The organism is Ercella succinigenes (assembly GCF_900002895.1).
In genome coordinates this window covers 1-16,793 of the sequence record NZ_CDHP01000003.1, presented here as the reverse complement: position 1 = coordinate 16,793, position 16,793 = coordinate 1, and the positions used below count along the sequence as shown (strand labels likewise).

Genomic DNA, 16,793 nt, shown 5'->3' with positions numbered 1-16,793 from the left:
ATTGTCATTGACCATACCTCTTATACATGCCATAATGTTTAGGTCTATAATACTCACGGAGGTTTAATATGTATTTTGATCATAAATTACGAGGACTTATGCAGCTTTTTAAGGTTAGCAACAGCAAACTGGCAAGAGGAATCAATGTTGATGCTTCTCTTGTGAGCAGGTGGAAATCCGGTGAAAGAGTAATGTCCGTGAACTCACCTCACATACCGGCAATTGCAAGTTTTTTTCTTAAACTTAATTCATATCATTATCAGAAGGAATATTTAGATTTTATTCTTAAAAGTCATCTTCCCGAAGATGCTCTTAATGATGAAAGCAGAAGAATACATGCACTTTCTGACTGGTTGGTATCTGATGAACCAATTGATCTCAATGCGTCTATGAATCAGCCTCAGAATCCTGATATGACAAACAATATAATAGCCAATATAGCCGGACTAATGACAACAAATCACAAAAAAGTTTTTGAGAAAATGACGCAGGCAGCAGAAACATTAACAAAACCAACTGCCGTTCCAGGGAAAATCTGTGATTATGAAATATACAAAGGACTTACCGGGCGCAGACAGGCAGTACTAAATTTTTTGCTTAGCATTGTTCAATCAGATCGCAAGCATGATCTTCTCCTTACCAGCGAAGATGATCTGGAATGGCTTACAGGTGATAAACAATTCACTATGATATGGGCGTCTTTATTAAAGCAGATTATCGAATCCGGACATACAATTTCAGTGATTCACGTGGTTAATCGTCAAAAAGAAGAAATAATGGATGCTTTAAGATACTGGATGCCTTTACATCTTGTGGGTAATATCAACTCTTATTATCATCCAAGATATACTGATCAGAATGTAAAAAGAACGCTTTTCATTTCCCGTGGACATATTACGATTGCCGCTTGGAATACAGCAGACGCTGATCCTGAAGACACTCTTACTTTGTACTATACAGAAAAATCTACAGTTGCCATGTTTGAATCTATTTATGAGGCTCACCTTTGCCAATGCAATAATCTTTTTTCAGTATTCACAAAACAAAATTGCCAGCTCCTTTTAGAAACCGGTTTGGAAACAAGGCAAAGAGTTGGTAATGTATTTAATATACGTAGTCATCTGAATGCTTTAATGCTCCCACATGATATACTTGATTCTTTTTCAGATAAAACCTTAAAAACTGTAAAGTCAAAAGATTTGATACAGCAAATTAAACTTCATAAAAAAGTTTTTTTTGAAAAAATTGAGCAGGAAAAGTATTTCGATATTCTACCTATTTCTTTGCTGGAACAAATTGAAAATGAAGGTCAAACAGAAGTGGACGCTTGTTTACTTTGTCTGGAAAACCCACTTTTACTTGATACAAAAAATACAATTCGCTGGCTTCTTGAAATCATCGATGTGCTTCGGCAAAAAACAAACTACAACCTTTATTTGAGTAACCTGACTCCCGGCCTTGAAGACATAAGTGTCAATATCGTTTACAAAGAAAATTGCAATGCTCTGTTTTCTCCAAGCACCGCCCAAAAGAAAACCCCTATTTCCATTATGCTAAGCGAGGCAAACATACTAAGATCTTTAAGTTATTATTTTGATGATTATATTCAAAAAATACCAACTGTACAAAGACAGCGCGAAGAAGTAATTGAAAGACTGGAAAAACTTGTTAAAAAATTGAAAGAAAGATGTCAGGATTAATGCGCTATCTAGTATAATGGTTAAAAAGGAGGTAGCAAGGACTCTGAAGATGTCCCTGTGTATAGATTATGATAAGGAAAAAAACTAAATTTTTTAGCCTGCTTGTAATTATTGGAATGATAAGCATAAGTTTTTTGTTTTCAAGTTGTGGTAAGAGAGACGAAAGCAAACTGGTAGTAGGGATGGAATTGAAATATCCTCCTTTTGAAACTACTGATGCTAATAATAATCCTGCCGGTCTAAGTGTAGATCTTGCAAAAGAACTGGGTGAATATCTAGACAAGGAAGTAATAATAGAAAACTTGGCATGGAGTGGTCTGATACCGTCTCTTGAATCTGGAAAAATAGATATTATAATTTCATCTATGACTATAAATGAAGAACGCAGAAAAACAATAGACTTTTCAGAACCTTACGCGTCAACAGGCTTAGCTCTGCTAATAAACGCTGATTCTGATGTCTATCAGTATGATGATCTTAAAGAATCCGGCAAAATACTGGCAGTTAAAAGAGGCACTTCCGGGCATCTTTATGCTCAGGAAAATCTTCCTGAAGAAAATATAATGATTTTTGATAATGAGGGAGCATGTGTACTGGAAGTTGTGCAAGGAAAAGCAGACGCTTTTACCTACGATCAGCTTACTATCTATCGCAATTGGCTTGAACACGAAAGCACGACCAGAATAAATCTCGAAAGATATCAGGAGCAACCCGATTTTTGGGGAATAGGAGTAAGCAAAAAAAATCCTGAGTTAACTTCTCAGATAAATGATTTTATTGAAGTTTTCAGAAGCAGCGGAGGTTTTGATAGACTAGCAGAATCCCACTTGTCGGAAGAGAAAAACACATTTGATTCATTGGGCATACCTTTTTTCTTTGATATAAAATGAAAAATAAAAGCTGGAAAACCAGCAAACCATGGTTGCACGCTTTGCTCGTAATAGTATTATTGATCACTTTTTTTGGCTTTGCCGGTTGGCAGCTTCAACACAGGTGGCAATGGTTAAGGTTGCTCGAATATAGAAACAAGTTTGCTTTTGGTTTTGGAATAACTATTCTGATCAGTTTTTTTTCACTTATATTAAGTTTAGTAATAGGGATTCTTTCAGCTATTGCAAAAAGGTCCGAGATCCTCTTTTTTCGCTATCTTGCAACTGTATATATAGAGGTAATAAGAGGAACTCCTCTTCTTGTTCAGACGATTTTTTTCTTTTATTTTATCGGAACAGCTTATAGGTTAAATAACAGATATTTGATGGGCATTATTATTTTATCTATTTTTGCAGGAGCATATGTTTCTGAAATAATCCGGGCAGGTTTGGATAGTGTTGCATCTGCGCAGCTAGAAACAGCCAGATCTCTATGCTTCACAAAATCACAGACCTACAGATACATTGTAATCCCTCAGGTAAGCAGAATAGTTTTACCGCCTCTAACAGGCCAGTTTGCTTCTTTGATTAAAGACTCATCTATTCTTTCTCTAATAGCAGTAAATGAATTCACAAAAAATGTTCAGGAGGTTGATAGTATAACCTTTACCAGTTTTGAGAATTATATTCTACTGGCAATTGGTTATCTGGCTCTTACTTTGCCAATTTCTCTGATCACAAGAAAACTTGAGAGGAAAATGGCATATGCAAATTAAAATTAAAAATTTAACAAAAAAATATGGTGATATTGCAGCAATAGATAAATTAAATCTGGAATTAAACAGTATATCATCTCTTGCAATAATAGGTCCCTCAGGCGGAGGAAAAACAACTTTGTTACGTATTCTGGCCGGACTTGAAATACCGGATGAAGGCGAAATAATATTAAATGACAAAAAAGTTGATTTTTCATGTGAACAAACTATGCTTGAACATCGAAAAAGAATTGCTGTAGTATTTCAATCATACAATCTTTTTCCACATTTAACAGTCCTTGAAAATATAATTTTACCTCTAACTAAAACCAGAGGTATAAAACGCCAATATGCCAAGGAAAAAGCATGTGAACTACTTTCTCAATTTGGTTTGAGTGAGCATCTCGAACACTCTCCAAATCTTCTTTCCGGCGGACAAAAACAAAGAGTTGCAATCGCCAGAGCATTATCTCTTGAACCAGAAATTTTGCTTTTTGATGAACCTACCTCAGCACTTGATCCTGAAATAACTGCTGAGGTACTTGATGTGATTAATAATCTTAGGAAACAAAATCGTGATCTTATTCTAGTAACCCATGAAATTGGTTTTGCCAGACATGCCTGTGATTATGTTGCTTTTGTAAGCAAGGGATATATAGAAACACATGGACAAAGTGAAAGCATATATCAAGAGTCTGATTCAATGGAATTTAATAAATTTATTAGCCGAATAATAGGATGGAAGGTATAATATTGCTTAGTCTATTTATTAAACCTTTTGGTACCATCAAGAATTACTAAATAGGAGGAAAAGTTAATGAGTAAAAAAGCAGAAAAGTTTGCATGGAGAGCAAGAATAAAACAGGGCACAGAAGAGGATTATAAAAAAAGGCACGACGAAATATGGCCTGAAATGACTGCGGTCCTAAATGAAGCAGGCATTCATAATTATTCCATCTGGCTTTCCGGAACAGATCTTTTTGGCTATTATGAATGTGCCGATATAGAACATGCAACAAAAGTTCAGGCTGACAGTCCCGTTGTACAGCGCTGGAATGATTATATGGCAGATATTTTAATCATGGATTTTGATCCCGAAACCGGTGTAACCCCTCCTTTGAAACTAATGTTTATTCATGATTAAATAAAAGTTTGACCGGTTGAGATTTCAAGCGAATTCATTTCTTGACCGGTCAAGTATGCCTTCTGCATTTATTTCTTTATCTGTTTTCTTTCTATTACCTCTGTACAAAACAGGCGAAGTGCCAAACACAAGATTTGCATCAGCTGCGGCGCGCTCCATGAGAATCATTTCCCGTGCAATTGTTGTAATATTTCGCAATTCATCAGGTTTCCCTATTTCAGGAATAGATTGTCCGGTGGCTTTTCTATAAAAGCTGTAATTCTTCCACAAACTATTCATCATTCTTGCCTTATCAGAAGGATTTCTCAGTATATCTGATACACGCTTTTTAAAATCCAAAACTTTTTCAGATTCAAGGGATCCTGTCCAATTTGCTATTTCATGCCCCAATGACCTTGCCTTCGTGTTATCAATTTCCTGCGCTAAAAATTTAAGGCGATACCAAACAGCATAAAGATCCGATCGATCATCAATGTTTATTTCATTTAGCCAGATGTAGGCCAGAAGGCGTCTGCGCCAGTCCCACCATTTTAAAGGACTTTGCAAATCCAAAGCAGGTATAAGAAAAAAACCATTCTGATACAGTAGTGAGCCAAAAACACCTGGTGGCTTGCCTCTGCTTTGCTTTCTTAAAATAGTTCTGTATACACCACAGGTGGGACTTCCATCCATATAGATAAACGCTTTTATACCGGCTCTTTGCAAAACAGAAAGGCATTCAAGTGATCCTGCCTTAACTTGATCAGTCAAATCAAGTCCTTGCCTGTTTCTAATTTGTGCCTTGCCACTCCAGACTTCAGACCCATTCGTACCACTTATATGTATTGGCTCTCTCATAACTCCAAGACCAGATTGGCATTCAGGACAAACTGCAGTCCAAACAAAATCCTGTTTTTCCCGTCCCAGATTTTTTACCAGATCAAAACCTTTCCCATTATATCTAACAGGACAGGACATACAACATGCACTTATACCTATTCTTGGTTTTTCACTAAGGATTACCGGACTTTTATTATCCATTTAAATATCCTCCCAAACCTAATTTATTTGTTTAAAAAAGTTAGAAATAAGAACAATCTGTCGGGCAGTTTAAGAATTGTTTTTAATCCAGTTGTCTACATCAAACTTTCTGTAACAACCAGACAAAGTCATGAGTCGAATTTGCCCGAATATAGGTCTGTCTATCCATGGCCTATCATGCACCCCTCCAATCGACCAGGCAATTCCTGCATAACCATTTGGATCTCTTCCATCTAACATATACTTATCATTAAGATATATGCAGATAGTCTGAGATTCCTCTGAATTGTTTGTCCACTCTAATATTTTTTTAGCCCAATACATTCTTAAGTATCCAGGCATATTACCTGTTTTAACCATGTTTTTCTGGGCAGCATTCCATAAAGCGTCATGCGTTTCTGCATTCTCCAATTGTGATAATGTATATTTATATGGTCTTAAATCATTTGCATGCCTGGCATGTGATCTTTTGGCCCAATCAGGAAAACAATTTACATTATCATAATCACTATTATAGCAACAAAAATTGTCAGATAATTCTCTTCTTATTATTAATTGCTCAAGATAATCCAAACACTTTTCGGAATTCCCAGCATTTGCTTTTTTTTCCTTAAAAATATCAAGAGCTAATCTTTGTGCAGAAATCTGTCCAAAGTGCAGATATGCAGACATGAAAGAAACAACGTTAGCATTGGGATCATTCCTTAAATGATACTCAGGTAATCTCTGATTTATAAATTGCCCGAAAATTTTTTGAGCATTTTTATATCCAGGCTTTACTAGAAAGCCCAAATCTTTTTTAGATTTATATTCATTTAACAATTCTCTTGTTTGAGTATAGATATCTGCTATTTTACCAATCTGATCATCGAATTTATTTTCAGAATTCATATTATTTTCATTGCCTAAAAAATGCGAACTTTCTTTTAACAACCTAAAGAATTCGCTTTGTCTTTTTGAAGAAAATTTAATAGGCGTATATTCATTGAGCCATAAAGGCAACATTTTGTTTATTTTAATTCTAAAAGTTCTTGCAGAATACTCTTGTTTATCTGAAGCTACAGTACAAGGAACAATATTGTGAGCATCAACTTGAATCATCCTGCAATTAATTTTTTCCGAAACTGCTATTTTCCATTTATTAATAGGCTTGATTGGATTAAAATCAGTTACAATAACGCCTGCATTTATTTTTTCAGATAATTGAACCAGGCTTTGATCATTTGCCCCATCAAGTATCAACATGGGAATATCTTTAGTTGCAAGGTATTCCCATGTCTCTTTTAAGCCTGCAAGCATAAATTCAAACATTCTATTTGGCGCACCTAGAAATTCCTTTAACAAGCAAAAAACTACAATAATAGGCTGATTAATTGTTTCAGCCTGATTAATTGCAAATAATAGTGCCCAGTTATCAATTGCTCGCTGATCTCTTTGCATCCAATATATAACCGGTCCTTTGCCGATATTTTTTTCATTCAATGCCTGAATTCTCTGCTCTATCAAATCAATCACCGCACCTTCTTCTTAAATATAAATAATCTTGTTTCTAATTATAATCATACACGATCAGGCTAAGAAAAAACCTCCTGAACAAATTAATTGTTCCAGGAGGTTTTCTGCAAGGGATCAGGTGCTTAATCGCCTTCTTCTTCCGAACGTGCTTTTGCGTCAGCTATTACTTTATCTGCTATTGGTTGAGGAGCCTGCTCGTATCTTGCAAACTCAATGGTATACCAACCTCTTCCCTGTGTCATTGATTTTAGATCAGTTGCGTATTTTGCCAATTCAGAAGTTGGCGCCTCTGCAACCACTACCTGACCTTCGCTGTCAGGATTAATTCCCATAATTCTGCCTCTTCTTTTATTCATATCGCCCATTATATCTCCCAGATAATCATCTGGAATATGCACCTGTACGGTGCTTATTGGTTCAAGCAAAACAGGGGATGCCTGTGGCAAGCCATTCTTATAAGCAAGCCGTGCAGCAAGTTTAAATGACATCTCAGAAGAATCAACATCGTGATAGGATCCATCAACAAGGACGGCTTTAAGATTAACTACAGGATAGCCTGCAAGCACACCTTTTTTTATCGCGTCCTGGAGACCCTTCTCAACTGCAGGATGGAATGATTTGGGAACAGAACCACCGAATATCTTCTCTTCAAAAGTCAGGTTCTCAGCATCTCCCGGTTCGAATTCTATCCACACATCACCGTATTGACCGTGCCCTCCTGATTGTTTTTTATGTTTGCCCTGCACTTTAACCTTTTTCCTTATTGTTTCTCTATAAGGCACTCTTGGTTCCTCAAGAGTAGCTTCAACATTGAACTTAGCCTTAAGTTTTGACCGCAAAACATCAAGCTGCTGCTCACCAAGTCCAGACAGCACAACTTGATGGGTTTCTGCATTGTTTACCACTGAGAAAACAGGATCTTCATCTTCCAGTTTATGTAGACCTGCAACAATTTTATCCTCTTCACCCTTTACCTTAGGCAAAATAGCCATAGATAAACAAGGAACAGGAAACTTTATCGGTGGTAGAATAATCGGCGAAGATTTGTCACAAAGTGTATCATTTGTTGCAGTTACCAGAAGTTTTGTAACAGCTCCAATATCTCCTGCTACAATTTGTTCGGAACCAATCTGCTTCTTACCAAGAAGCATATAAGCATTACCAATTCTTTCATCTTTTTCTTTCTTGGGATTGAAAAGAGTTGTATTGCCTTTAAAAACACCGGAATAGACACGGAAAATTGATATTCTTCCAACAAAAGGATCAGCAATTGTTTTGAAAACAAAAGCAGCCAGAGGACCGTCTGAATCAGTTTTTAAGTCAAATTCAGTTCCGTCTGGTTTCTCCGCTTTAACGACAGGACGGTCTGCCGGAGACGGCATATATTTGATAAGTCTATCTACCATAGCGGATATTCCCCAGTTCGATCCAGAAGAACCCGCAAAAACCGGATAGATTGAACCGTTTAAAATAGCAGTACGTAAACCGTTCAATTTTTCTTCATCACTATAGCCTTCACCACCAAAATATTTTTCCATCAGGGTTTCATCAGTTTCAGCAATAGCCTCATTTATATTTTCCTGAAGTTCAGCAATCTGATCAGCCATATCATCAGGTATCGCACCTGGTGTCATAGCACCTTTAGCATCAAAAACATATGCTTGCTGCTCTATAACATCAATCAGTCCTGTCATTTTGCCATCGGTTACTATAGGCAAAATAAAAGGAATTACCTGATTGTTATATTTCTCTTTCAAACTTAAAAGAGATTTGTCAAAATTTGCGTTGGCTTCGTCCATTCGACTTATCATAAAGAATATCGGCAGACCAGCCTTACGAGAGTGACGTACTGCTTTCTCGGCACCAACTGACAAACCATCTTTGGCACTAACAAGAATTAATGAACTATCGGCAACACGAAGCGCCTGCATTACTTCTCCCAGGAAATCAAAATCACCTGGTGTATCAAGCAGATTAATCTTGCAATCTTTCCACTCACAAGTCGCTACTGAAGTGTTAATAGAAATATTGCGGCGAATTTCCTCGGGATCGAAATCCATAACAGTATTTCCGTCGTTTGATTTGCCCATGCGGTCAATTGCTTTTGCATGGTAAAGAATTGCTTCAGCTAATGCTGTCTTGCCGGAACCACCGTGGCCCAGCAGAGCGAGATTGCGGATCTTAGCAGTGGGATAATTTTTCATATCCAGGATTCCCCCTTGTCGTATCTTACTGATGCCTGGGCTTTCCTGTATTAAAATAATTTCTGCAACAAAACTCAAGCACCGTGGCTATCATTATACTATGCAGATTAAACAACTTCTATTATGTATTTTCACAATATTTAGTTCAATATATACGCCATTCTTCCAGTATAGAAATTAGTTCAGCTCTTGTTCGTGCTGTCATTATTTGTCTACGAAATGTAGTTGCATTCCTTGTATTTTTAAAATAGTGAGCTAGATGAGGTCTCATTTCCTTGATCGCAGTAGACTCACCTAATCTGTCTATCATCCCATCTAAATGCTTAATAATCCAGTACATTCTTACATCTTTATCAGGCTTCTGTTCAAGATTTGTTATCAATTCTGCTGCGTTTTTTTCTGTTTTTTGTGTTAAAAAGCTTGAAAAAAACCAAGGATTACCCTGTGCCGCTCTTCCTATCATTATGCCGTCACTATTAGTCTGCTGGATCATCTGTCTGGCTGCATCAACAGAATTTATGTCTCCGTTGCCAAAAACAGGAATATTTACAGATTTTTTCACATCAGTGATATATTCCCAGTTAGCTTTACCATTATACATCTGTGCTCTCGTTCTGGCATGAACAGTTATGGCAGCTGCACCATTTTTTTCACAAACTCTAGCTATTTCTGCACAATTGATTGACTGATCATCCCAACCTGCTCGTATTTTCACGGTAACAGGTTTATCATATTCAGCAGCAGCCTCAACACTTCTGCCAACAATTTCTCCTGCCAGAGCAGGATTGCACATCAATGCACTGCCAGCCCCCTGTTTAACAACTTTGGCAACGGGACATCCCATATTGATATCTATCATTGCGCATTGAGATAATATGGGATGTTTTAATATACGGTTTATAGCTATTGAGAAATCCTGAGGGTCAGAACCAAACAGTTGTATTGATACAGGATTCTCTTCAGGAGAAATTTCCAGAAACCGATAATTTCTTTTTAACTCAGGATCATAGACTATACCTCTGGCACTAACAAGTTCAGTTACAGTAAAACCAGCTCCAAAATGCCGGCAAATTTGACGATAGGTAATGTCGGTGGTACCGGCCATAGGAGCCAGAGCAATATTATTCTCCAGTTTAACTTTCCCTATTATTAGAGGCTTTACAAAATTCAGATCAGTCATAAAATTCAAACCTTCTGTTTATACCACTGTTTCCAAACTTCTTGCCAAAGCAACAAACAGTATATTTAATAAATAAACCGCCAAAACGATGCAGTTTCAGCGGTTATTTTGGCGTCCCGGACAGGAATCGAACCCGTATCAGCAGCTCCGGAAACTGCTGCCTTATCCATTAGGCCACCAGGACATTCAGCCAAGTTATTATACGTGAATTCATTTATAAAATCAAATAGAATCATCTGCAAACAACCGTGTCCTGCTAATTTACTATGAACTTTTTGCTTGATCATTTAAAGTGCTCAAAACCTGTTCGGCAGCAGCCAATAATCGCCTTAATTTTGAAATCATATTGTTTCTGTCGGCACCAGCCTGTCTGAATACAATATGTGGTTTAATTCCTGCATTAAATAAAAGCATACCTTTTGCCTCCGGCAGTGACATCAGCGCAGAAACAAATGCCATATCTGGTTTATACTGATCAGCATAGGTCATTACTATATTGGGTTTTTGCTCATATATGCGAATAAGCCCTCTTTTTTGGGATATCCCCCTAATATAGGCAATATCGGTTAAAGTCATTGCTGCAACAGGCAAATCTCCATATCTGTCGATTATTTCATCTATAACATCATGATACACGGTCAAACTGTCTATGCCAGCTATTTTTCTGTACATGTCCATTCTCTGTCCTTCATCAGGAATAAACGAGGAGGAAAGATATGCATCCACATCAAGATCAATTACAGTAGGCTGAAGTTTTTGTTTTTCAAATCCCTGCATCTCTTTTATAGTTTCTTCCAGCATTTTACAATAGAGATCATATCCTATTGAATCAAGATGTCCATGCTGTTCAGCTCCAAGCAAATTCCCTGCACCTCTTACTTCCAGATCTCTCAAAGCAATTTTAAATCCAGCACCAAGTTCAGTGAAATCTCTAATTGCAGCAAGCCTTTTTTCAGCAATTTCGGTAAGAATTTTATCCCGTCTATATGTTATATATGCAAAGGCCTGTCTGTCGGAGCGTCCAACCCTTCCTCTTAGCTGATATAATTGCGATAGACCTAATCTATCAGCATTTTCAACAATAATTGTATTTACATTTGGCATATCTATTCCGGACTCAATAATTGTCGTACAAACAAGAATATCTGCTTCACCATTTATAAAGGAATTAATAATATCTTCTAATTTTTTCTCTCCCATTTTCCCGTGTGCATAAACAATCTGAGCACCTGGAAGCAATTTTTCTAAAGCTGCAGTCTTCTCAATTATTTTTCTAGTATCGTTGAAAAGGTAAAAAACCTGACCCTTGCGTGATATCTCTCGCAAACAAGCTTCAGTTATAATGTCTTCATCATAATCCATCACATATGTTTGAACAGGTCTTCTTTCCTGAGGAGCCTGTTCAATTACACTGATATCTCTTATTCCTGTCATGGAAAGATGCAAAGTACGTGGAATAGGTGTAGCTGTGAGAGTAAGCACATCTATATTAGGGCTGATATCCTTTATTTTTTCTTTATGATCAACACCAAAACGTTGTTCTTCATCAACCACTAGTAATCCCGGATCTTTATATACAACATCTTTTGATAAAAGCCGATGTGTGCCTACAACAATATCTATTTCTCCATTATTCAAACCTTTTATAGTTTGTTTTTGCATTGCAGAAGAAGCAAATCTACTTAAAAGACCAATTTTTACAGGAAACTGAGCCATTCTCCTTTTTAAATTTTCATAATGCTGTTGTGCAAGAACAGTAGTTGGTGAAAGCATAACAGCCTGTTTACTATCCATTACACACTTAAAAATAGCACGAAAAGCAACTTCTGTTTTACCAAACCCTACATCACCACACAAAAGCCTGTCCATAACTTTTTCTGATTCCATGTCTGTTTTAATTTCTTCAATACATTTTAGCTGATCCTCAGTCTCAACATAAGGAAAATCATCCTCAAATTCATTTTGCCAAACTGTATCCGGAGAAAAGCGATATCCTTTTACAGCCTGACGCTGAGCATATAACTTTATCAGATCGGTTGCCAGTTTTTTTATAGACTGTTTTGCTCTATCCTTTAGCTTATTCCAGTCTTGTCCGCCTAATTTTGATAACCTTGGATCTCTGCCTTCAGCACCTACATATTTTTGAATCTGATCAAGACTTTCTATAGGTATATACAAAACATCATCATTTGCATACCTGATTTTAAGATAATCACGACGTATGCCATTATTATCCATATTATGTAAACCTTCATAACGCCCTATACCATGAGCTTCATGAACAACAAACTCTCCTGTAACCAGATCACTAAATAGATCTATCTTAATGCCGGAGTGTCGTCTTTTTTTTGAACTTTTTTCAGAGCCAAAAACATCTTGTGTTCCAATTGCACTTATTCTGGCAGCCGGCCACACAAATCCCTGAACAAGAGAATTATCACTAATCAAAGCACTAATTTCATTTTCGGCAAAAAACTCACTTATTCTTTTTTTCCTTGTTTCAGAACCTGTAAAAACTATATTCAAGGAATCTTCCGGTTGTTGTCTAATAAACTCAATCAACTGTTTTTCTCTACCGCGAAAATTATCAGCTGCTCTTCCCTGAATATCAAAAGACTTTGCACCCGGCAGACCATTTCCAGATGAGGCAATTTGGCAAAAAGCAGTTAGACCAGGCCAATTGCTGAGAATAATTCCTACATCTGCACCTCGCAAACAAGGTTCTCCACTGACAACAACCGTCTGCCCTTTTTCCATCATATGCTTTATTCGCTCGTTCAAATCAGCTTGTGCAGCGTCAAGACGATTTCTAAATCTTAACGGTTCATCTATAAAAAGACTATTGTGTTTTGCATTTATATAGTCAAAAACAGTTGTACTTTGGGGATATATCCAGGAAATCCACCTATCCAGGCCTGCAAAATAAATGGATTGAGCAATACGTTCAGCATCTCTGCGGCAAATACTTCTGCTATTTTCTGCCAAAGCTTTTGCGGCACCCAATTCAACTGACTGGCGATATACAGCAGCGGCTGTAGCGTCTATTTTTTTTGACAAGTCTTCTATCTGATAATCTTCAATAAGAATTTCTCTTATTGGAAATATATTTATCTGATCAACTTTTTCCTGTGATCTTTGTGTTGCCATATCAAATGTTTTTATACAGTCAATATCCAGATCAAAAAACGATATTCTAAGAGCATTTGCCTCTATGCCCTCCTCTGGTGAAGGCAGTGCAACATCTACAATATCGCCTCTACGAGCAAATTGTCCGGCATCTTCTACAAGACTGGTTCTTTCATATCCTATCTTCTGTAAGTGTTTACAAAGATCTTCTATTTCAATGCTCATGCCCTGATTAATCTTAAAAGAAGACTTTTGAAATACTTCAACAGGCATCAACTTCTGCATAGATGCCGCAGCAGTAATTATTAAAGCTTCTGTTTTATTTGATAGAACAGAATCCAGTATTGCCATTCTTTTCATTTCAGATTCACGGCTTACAGCATCTGCATCTGTCAGATTATATTCTTTAGGGCGGAAAATAAATACGGAAGAATCTGTAAAAGCTCTGATTTCAGATGATGCCGCTCTTGCTCGAAGCTCATCCGGCACTAAAAGGCAGGGGGGTTTATTTTCAGATTGTGTTAAAGCTATCATTAGAGCCGTTTTTTGCGCATCACCCGGCCCATTAATGTTTATTGCCTGGCTGTCTTTCAAATGAAAGAATTTATCAAGCTCAGCAAATTTTTTATCCCGCAAAGCACTTTTTCGCAAATAGCTATTATTTATCATCACTCTTTTTCTTCCTTTTGTTGCAGCGATTCATAGCCAGGTCTATGCCTTTTTGTACACAGATTTCAACCGCATCAGCAGCAGTATTGAGTCCTTCCCAGCAAAGATCTCTCTTATCCTCCGGTATTTCTGAAAGCACATAATTGACAAGCTGCCAATTTTCAGGCAAAGGCCCTATTCCTATTCTTATACGAGGAAATTGGTTCCCGGACAAACAGTTAACCACTGATTTCATTCCATTGTGAGTTCCCGGACCACCTTTTTCTCTAATTCTTACAAGACCGGTCTCAACATCAAGATCATCATATATAATGATAATTTTTTGCTCAGGTATCTTAAAAAAAGCTGCTGCTTCGCGTATACTTTCTCCACTTAGATTCATATAGGTGGTTGGTTTCAATAAAACCACCTGTTTTTCACCGATTTTGCCACGACCATATAACCCTTTAAATTTTATTCTATTAATATTTATATCATGCCTTTGACTTAATATCTCTAAAGTAAGAAACCCAACATTATGCCATGTTTTCTCATACTTACTTCCCGGATTTCCCAAGCCAGCAATTAACCACAAATCTTCACCTGTATCTTTTGATAAGGATATTTTCCTGTTCTTATTTAAGAAATTTTTAAAACTAACCATATTACTCCGGTATCTATATTTTGCAGGGCAGCCAGCAAATCCTAACTTAAGGGTTTACTCTTTGATTTCTAACTCGTCCTCTGCTGACAACCCAATTTTCTTTATTGGTCTGTCTGGCTCTTGCTATTGACAAAGAATAGGCAGGAACTGTTTCTGTGATAGTAGAGCCTGCTGCTACATATGCATTTTCCTCAACATCTACTGGCGATACCAAACAACTATTGCTGCCAATGAAAGCATGACTTCCTATATTGGTTCTTGATTTGTTAAGACCATCATAATTGGCAGTGCTGCAACCACAACCAAAATTCACATTCTCGCCAACATCTGCATCACCAACATAAGTCTGATGAACCAACTGACTATAAGCTCCTATTGTTGAATTTTTTATTTCAACAAAATTTCCCAGCCTGCAATATGGACCAATTAAAGAACCAGGTCTGATCTGAACATAAGGACCTGCCACTGTACCTTCTTCAATTTCAGCTTCTCTTGCAGTAACATGATCCAGCTGCACTTTATCACCTACTCTGACATCAGCCAAATGTGTATCCGGTCCGATTACAGATTCTTCGCCGATAATTGTGTTTCCTTTGAGCGAACAATTCGGCAATATCACAGTGTCCATCCCTATAATTACAGACTCATCAATCCATGTACTGGCAGGGTCAACAACTGTAACGCCTTTTCGCATATGTTTTTCAATAATTCTTTTATTTAGTTTATCTGCTGCAAGCTGCAGTTGAACCCTGTCTTTTACACCCATTATTTCTTCAAAAGAAGTTTTATAAGCATCAATCTTATGTCCATCCTTTAACAATATTTCCATTGTGTCTGTAAGATAATATTCATGCTGCTTATTTCGACAGCCTATACGCCCCAGAGCAGAAAGCAAAAGAGCCGTATCGAAACAATAAAGTCCTGCATTAACTTCCATTACTTCAAGTTGCTTAGCAGAAGCGTCTTTCTGCTCAACAATAGCCTGAAAACATCCTCGATCATCACGTATTATTCTACCGTAACCTTCAGGATTTAAAGCATCGGCAGACAAAACAATCGCAGCATAGTTATCCTCCTGAAATCGACTGAGAATTTTATTTAAAGTCTTAGCAGTAATTAAAGGCATATCTCCATTTATTACAAGAGTACAACCTCTTCTACCTTCCAAAAAATGTGAAGCCTGCAAAACAGCATGTCCTGTTCCCAGCTGATGTTCCTGCAGAATAAAGGCTACGTCCTCACCTAGAATTGACCTTACTTCTTCCTGTCTGTGCCCCACTATATATGCCTGATCTTCAGCACCGGCTTTGGTCAAGGCCTCACGAACCCAGCTGATCATAGGTTTACCGGCAATTCTATGTGCGACCTTGGCATGTTTTGACATCATTAATTTACCTTCACCGGCCGCCATAACTACAGCACAGATATTCATCCACTATACCTCCAAAATTGCCGAGAATACTTTCGGCTAAAACTCATCAAACGGCACAAAAACAGACACGGATAAAAATAAACCCGCCTGCCTAAAACACTTATGTATATAGAAAGATTATTTGTATAATCACAACTACACATTATACCAAAAATATTCTGAATATAACAGTTGCGGTTCTATTTGTTTGATTTATGTGGATAAGTGGGAAAAAGCAAAAATCTATCTGTGGATAATGTGGATAACTTTGTGCATAACTCAATCCATTGTTTCACAGATCTAAATTACATTTTATGACTGCTAATGCTTATATTAAAAGGTGGGGGATCACAAAAATCATTTCCACACAAAATGTGAAACAAACTTACATTGAGAAACAAGCCTATTCTCCAACGCTGAATCTAATAAATTGTTTTGAAAACGAACAATTATTCAGCTGCATATTTTGTGGATAAACTATGGAAAAATAAAAACACCAAGCTAATAACAAGAAAATAATAAATAATTTTTTTATTTTAATAAAAAAAAACTAATAA

At 37.0% G+C, this 16,793-nt stretch carries 12 protein-coding genes and 1 tRNA gene; 5 read left to right on the top strand and 8 right to left on the bottom strand.

Annotation, left to right across the window (positions count from 1 at the left end; translation table 11 throughout):
- The first annotated feature begins 68 nt into the window (after nt 1–68).
- From AC0KSB_RS00945 to AC0KSB_RS00925, 5 genes are all read left to right on the top strand, one after another.
- Nucleotides 69–1,700, top strand: coding sequence for a hypothetical protein (locus AC0KSB_RS00945; protein ID WP_472305807.1), 1,632 nt, complete (start codon nt 69–71; stop codon nt 1,698–1,700).
- Between the two features lie 68 nt (nt 1,701–1,768).
- Nucleotides 1,769–2,590, top strand: coding sequence for a transporter substrate-binding domain-containing protein (locus tag AC0KSB_RS00940; protein WP_472305805.1), 822 nt, complete (start codon nt 1,769–1,771; stop codon nt 2,588–2,590).
- Entirely contained in the window at nt 2,587–3,345 is a 759-nt protein-coding gene (locus AC0KSB_RS00935) for an amino acid ABC transporter permease (RefSeq protein WP_472305803.1), read from the top strand. Before AC0KSB_RS00940 ends, AC0KSB_RS00935 begins: the two co-directional genes overlap by 4 nt.
- Entirely contained in the window at nt 3,335–4,075 is a 741-nt protein-coding gene (locus AC0KSB_RS00930; RefSeq protein WP_472305801.1) for an amino acid ABC transporter ATP-binding protein, read from the top strand. Before AC0KSB_RS00935 ends, AC0KSB_RS00930 begins: the two co-directional genes overlap by 11 nt.
- Before the next feature lie 66 nt (nt 4,076–4,141).
- On the top strand, nt 4,142–4,468 hold the full coding sequence (locus tag AC0KSB_RS00925; protein WP_472305799.1) for an L-rhamnose mutarotase: 327 nt from the start codon (nt 4,142–4,144) through the stop codon (nt 4,466–4,468).
- Between the two features lie 24 nt (nt 4,469–4,492).
- Here AC0KSB_RS00925 and AC0KSB_RS00920 read toward each other — a convergent pair whose 3' ends face one another.
- The 8 genes from AC0KSB_RS00920 to glmU all read right to left on the bottom strand — a co-directional run bounded on the left by AC0KSB_RS00920 (nt 4,493) and on the right by glmU (nt 16,257).
- On the bottom strand, nt 4,493–5,488 hold the full coding sequence (locus tag AC0KSB_RS00920) for a 2-thiouracil desulfurase family protein (RefSeq protein ID WP_472305798.1): 996 nt from the start codon (nt 5,486–5,488) through the stop codon (nt 4,493–4,495).
- 69 nt (nt 5,489–5,557) lie between these two features.
- Entirely contained in the window at nt 5,558–7,003 is a 1,446-nt protein-coding gene (locus tag AC0KSB_RS00915) for a deoxyribodipyrimidine photo-lyase (protein WP_472305796.1), read from the bottom strand.
- 122 nt (nt 7,004–7,125) lie between these two features.
- On the bottom strand, nt 7,126–9,207 hold the full coding sequence (gene fusA / locus AC0KSB_RS00910; protein ID WP_472305794.1) for an elongation factor G: 2,082 nt from the start codon (nt 9,205–9,207) through the stop codon (nt 7,126–7,128).
- A gap of 145 nt (nt 9,208–9,352) precedes the next feature.
- On the bottom strand, nt 9,353–10,387 hold the full coding sequence (dusB, locus tag AC0KSB_RS00905; RefSeq protein WP_472305792.1) for a tRNA dihydrouridine synthase DusB: 1,035 nt from the start codon (nt 10,385–10,387) through the stop codon (nt 9,353–9,355).
- A 109-nt stretch (nt 10,388–10,496) separates the two neighbouring features.
- Nucleotides 10,497–10,571 (bottom strand) — tRNA-Arg (locus tag AC0KSB_RS00900).
- A gap of 80 nt (nt 10,572–10,651) precedes the next feature.
- On the bottom strand, nt 10,652–14,182 hold the full coding sequence (gene mfd / locus AC0KSB_RS00895; RefSeq protein WP_472305980.1) for a transcription-repair coupling factor: 3,531 nt from the start codon (nt 14,180–14,182) through the stop codon (nt 10,652–10,654).
- The gene (gene pth / locus AC0KSB_RS00890) at nt 14,172–14,756 is read right to left on the bottom strand and encodes an aminoacyl-tRNA hydrolase (RefSeq protein WP_472305978.1); all 585 of its coding nucleotides are present in this window, start codon (nt 14,754–14,756) and stop codon (nt 14,172–14,174) included. The genes mfd and pth overlap by 11 nt, the downstream gene beginning before the upstream one ends.
- A 115-nt stretch (nt 14,757–14,871) precedes the next feature.
- Nucleotides 14,872–16,257 carry a bifunctional UDP-N-acetylglucosamine diphosphorylase/glucosamine-1-phosphate N-acetyltransferase GlmU gene (gene glmU, locus AC0KSB_RS00885; RefSeq protein WP_472305790.1) on the bottom strand — a complete coding sequence of 462 codons (1,386 nt, stop codon included), beginning with the start codon at nt 16,255–16,257 and terminating at the stop codon, nt 14,872–14,874.
- Nucleotides 16,258–16,793 lie beyond the last annotated feature (536 nt).

Coding starts and splice junctions, on each gene's coding strand:
- AC0KSB_RS00945 (WP_472305807.1), top strand. CDS start 69: ATGTATTTTGATCATAAATTACGAGGACTTATGCAGCTTTTTAAGGTT.
- AC0KSB_RS00940 (WP_472305805.1), top strand. CDS start 1,769: ATGATAAGGAAAAAAACTAAATTTTTTAGCCTGCTTGTAATTATTGGA.
- AC0KSB_RS00935 (WP_472305803.1), top strand. CDS start 2,587: ATGAAAAATAAAAGCTGGAAAACCAGCAAACCATGGTTGCACGCTTTG.
- AC0KSB_RS00930 (WP_472305801.1), top strand. CDS start 3,335: ATGCAAATTAAAATTAAAAATTTAACAAAAAAATATGGTGATATTGCA.
- AC0KSB_RS00925 (WP_472305799.1), top strand. CDS start 4,142: ATGAGTAAAAAAGCAGAAAAGTTTGCATGGAGAGCAAGAATAAAACAG.
- AC0KSB_RS00920 (WP_472305798.1), bottom strand. CDS start 5,488: ATGGATAATAAAAGTCCGGTAATCCTTAGTGAAAAACCAAGAATAGGT.
- fusA (WP_472305794.1), bottom strand. CDS start 9,207: ATGAAAAATTATCCCACTGCTAAGATCCGCAATCTCGCTCTGCTGGGC.
- dusB (WP_472305792.1), bottom strand. CDS start 10,387: ATGACTGATCTGAATTTTGTAAAGCCTCTAATAATAGGGAAAGTTAAA.
- mfd (WP_472305980.1), bottom strand. CDS start 14,182: ATGATAAATAATAGCTATTTGCGAAAAAGTGCTTTGCGGGATAAAAAA.
- glmU (WP_472305790.1), bottom strand. CDS start 16,257: ATGAATATCTGTGCTGTAGTTATGGCGGCCGGTGAAGGTAAATTAATG.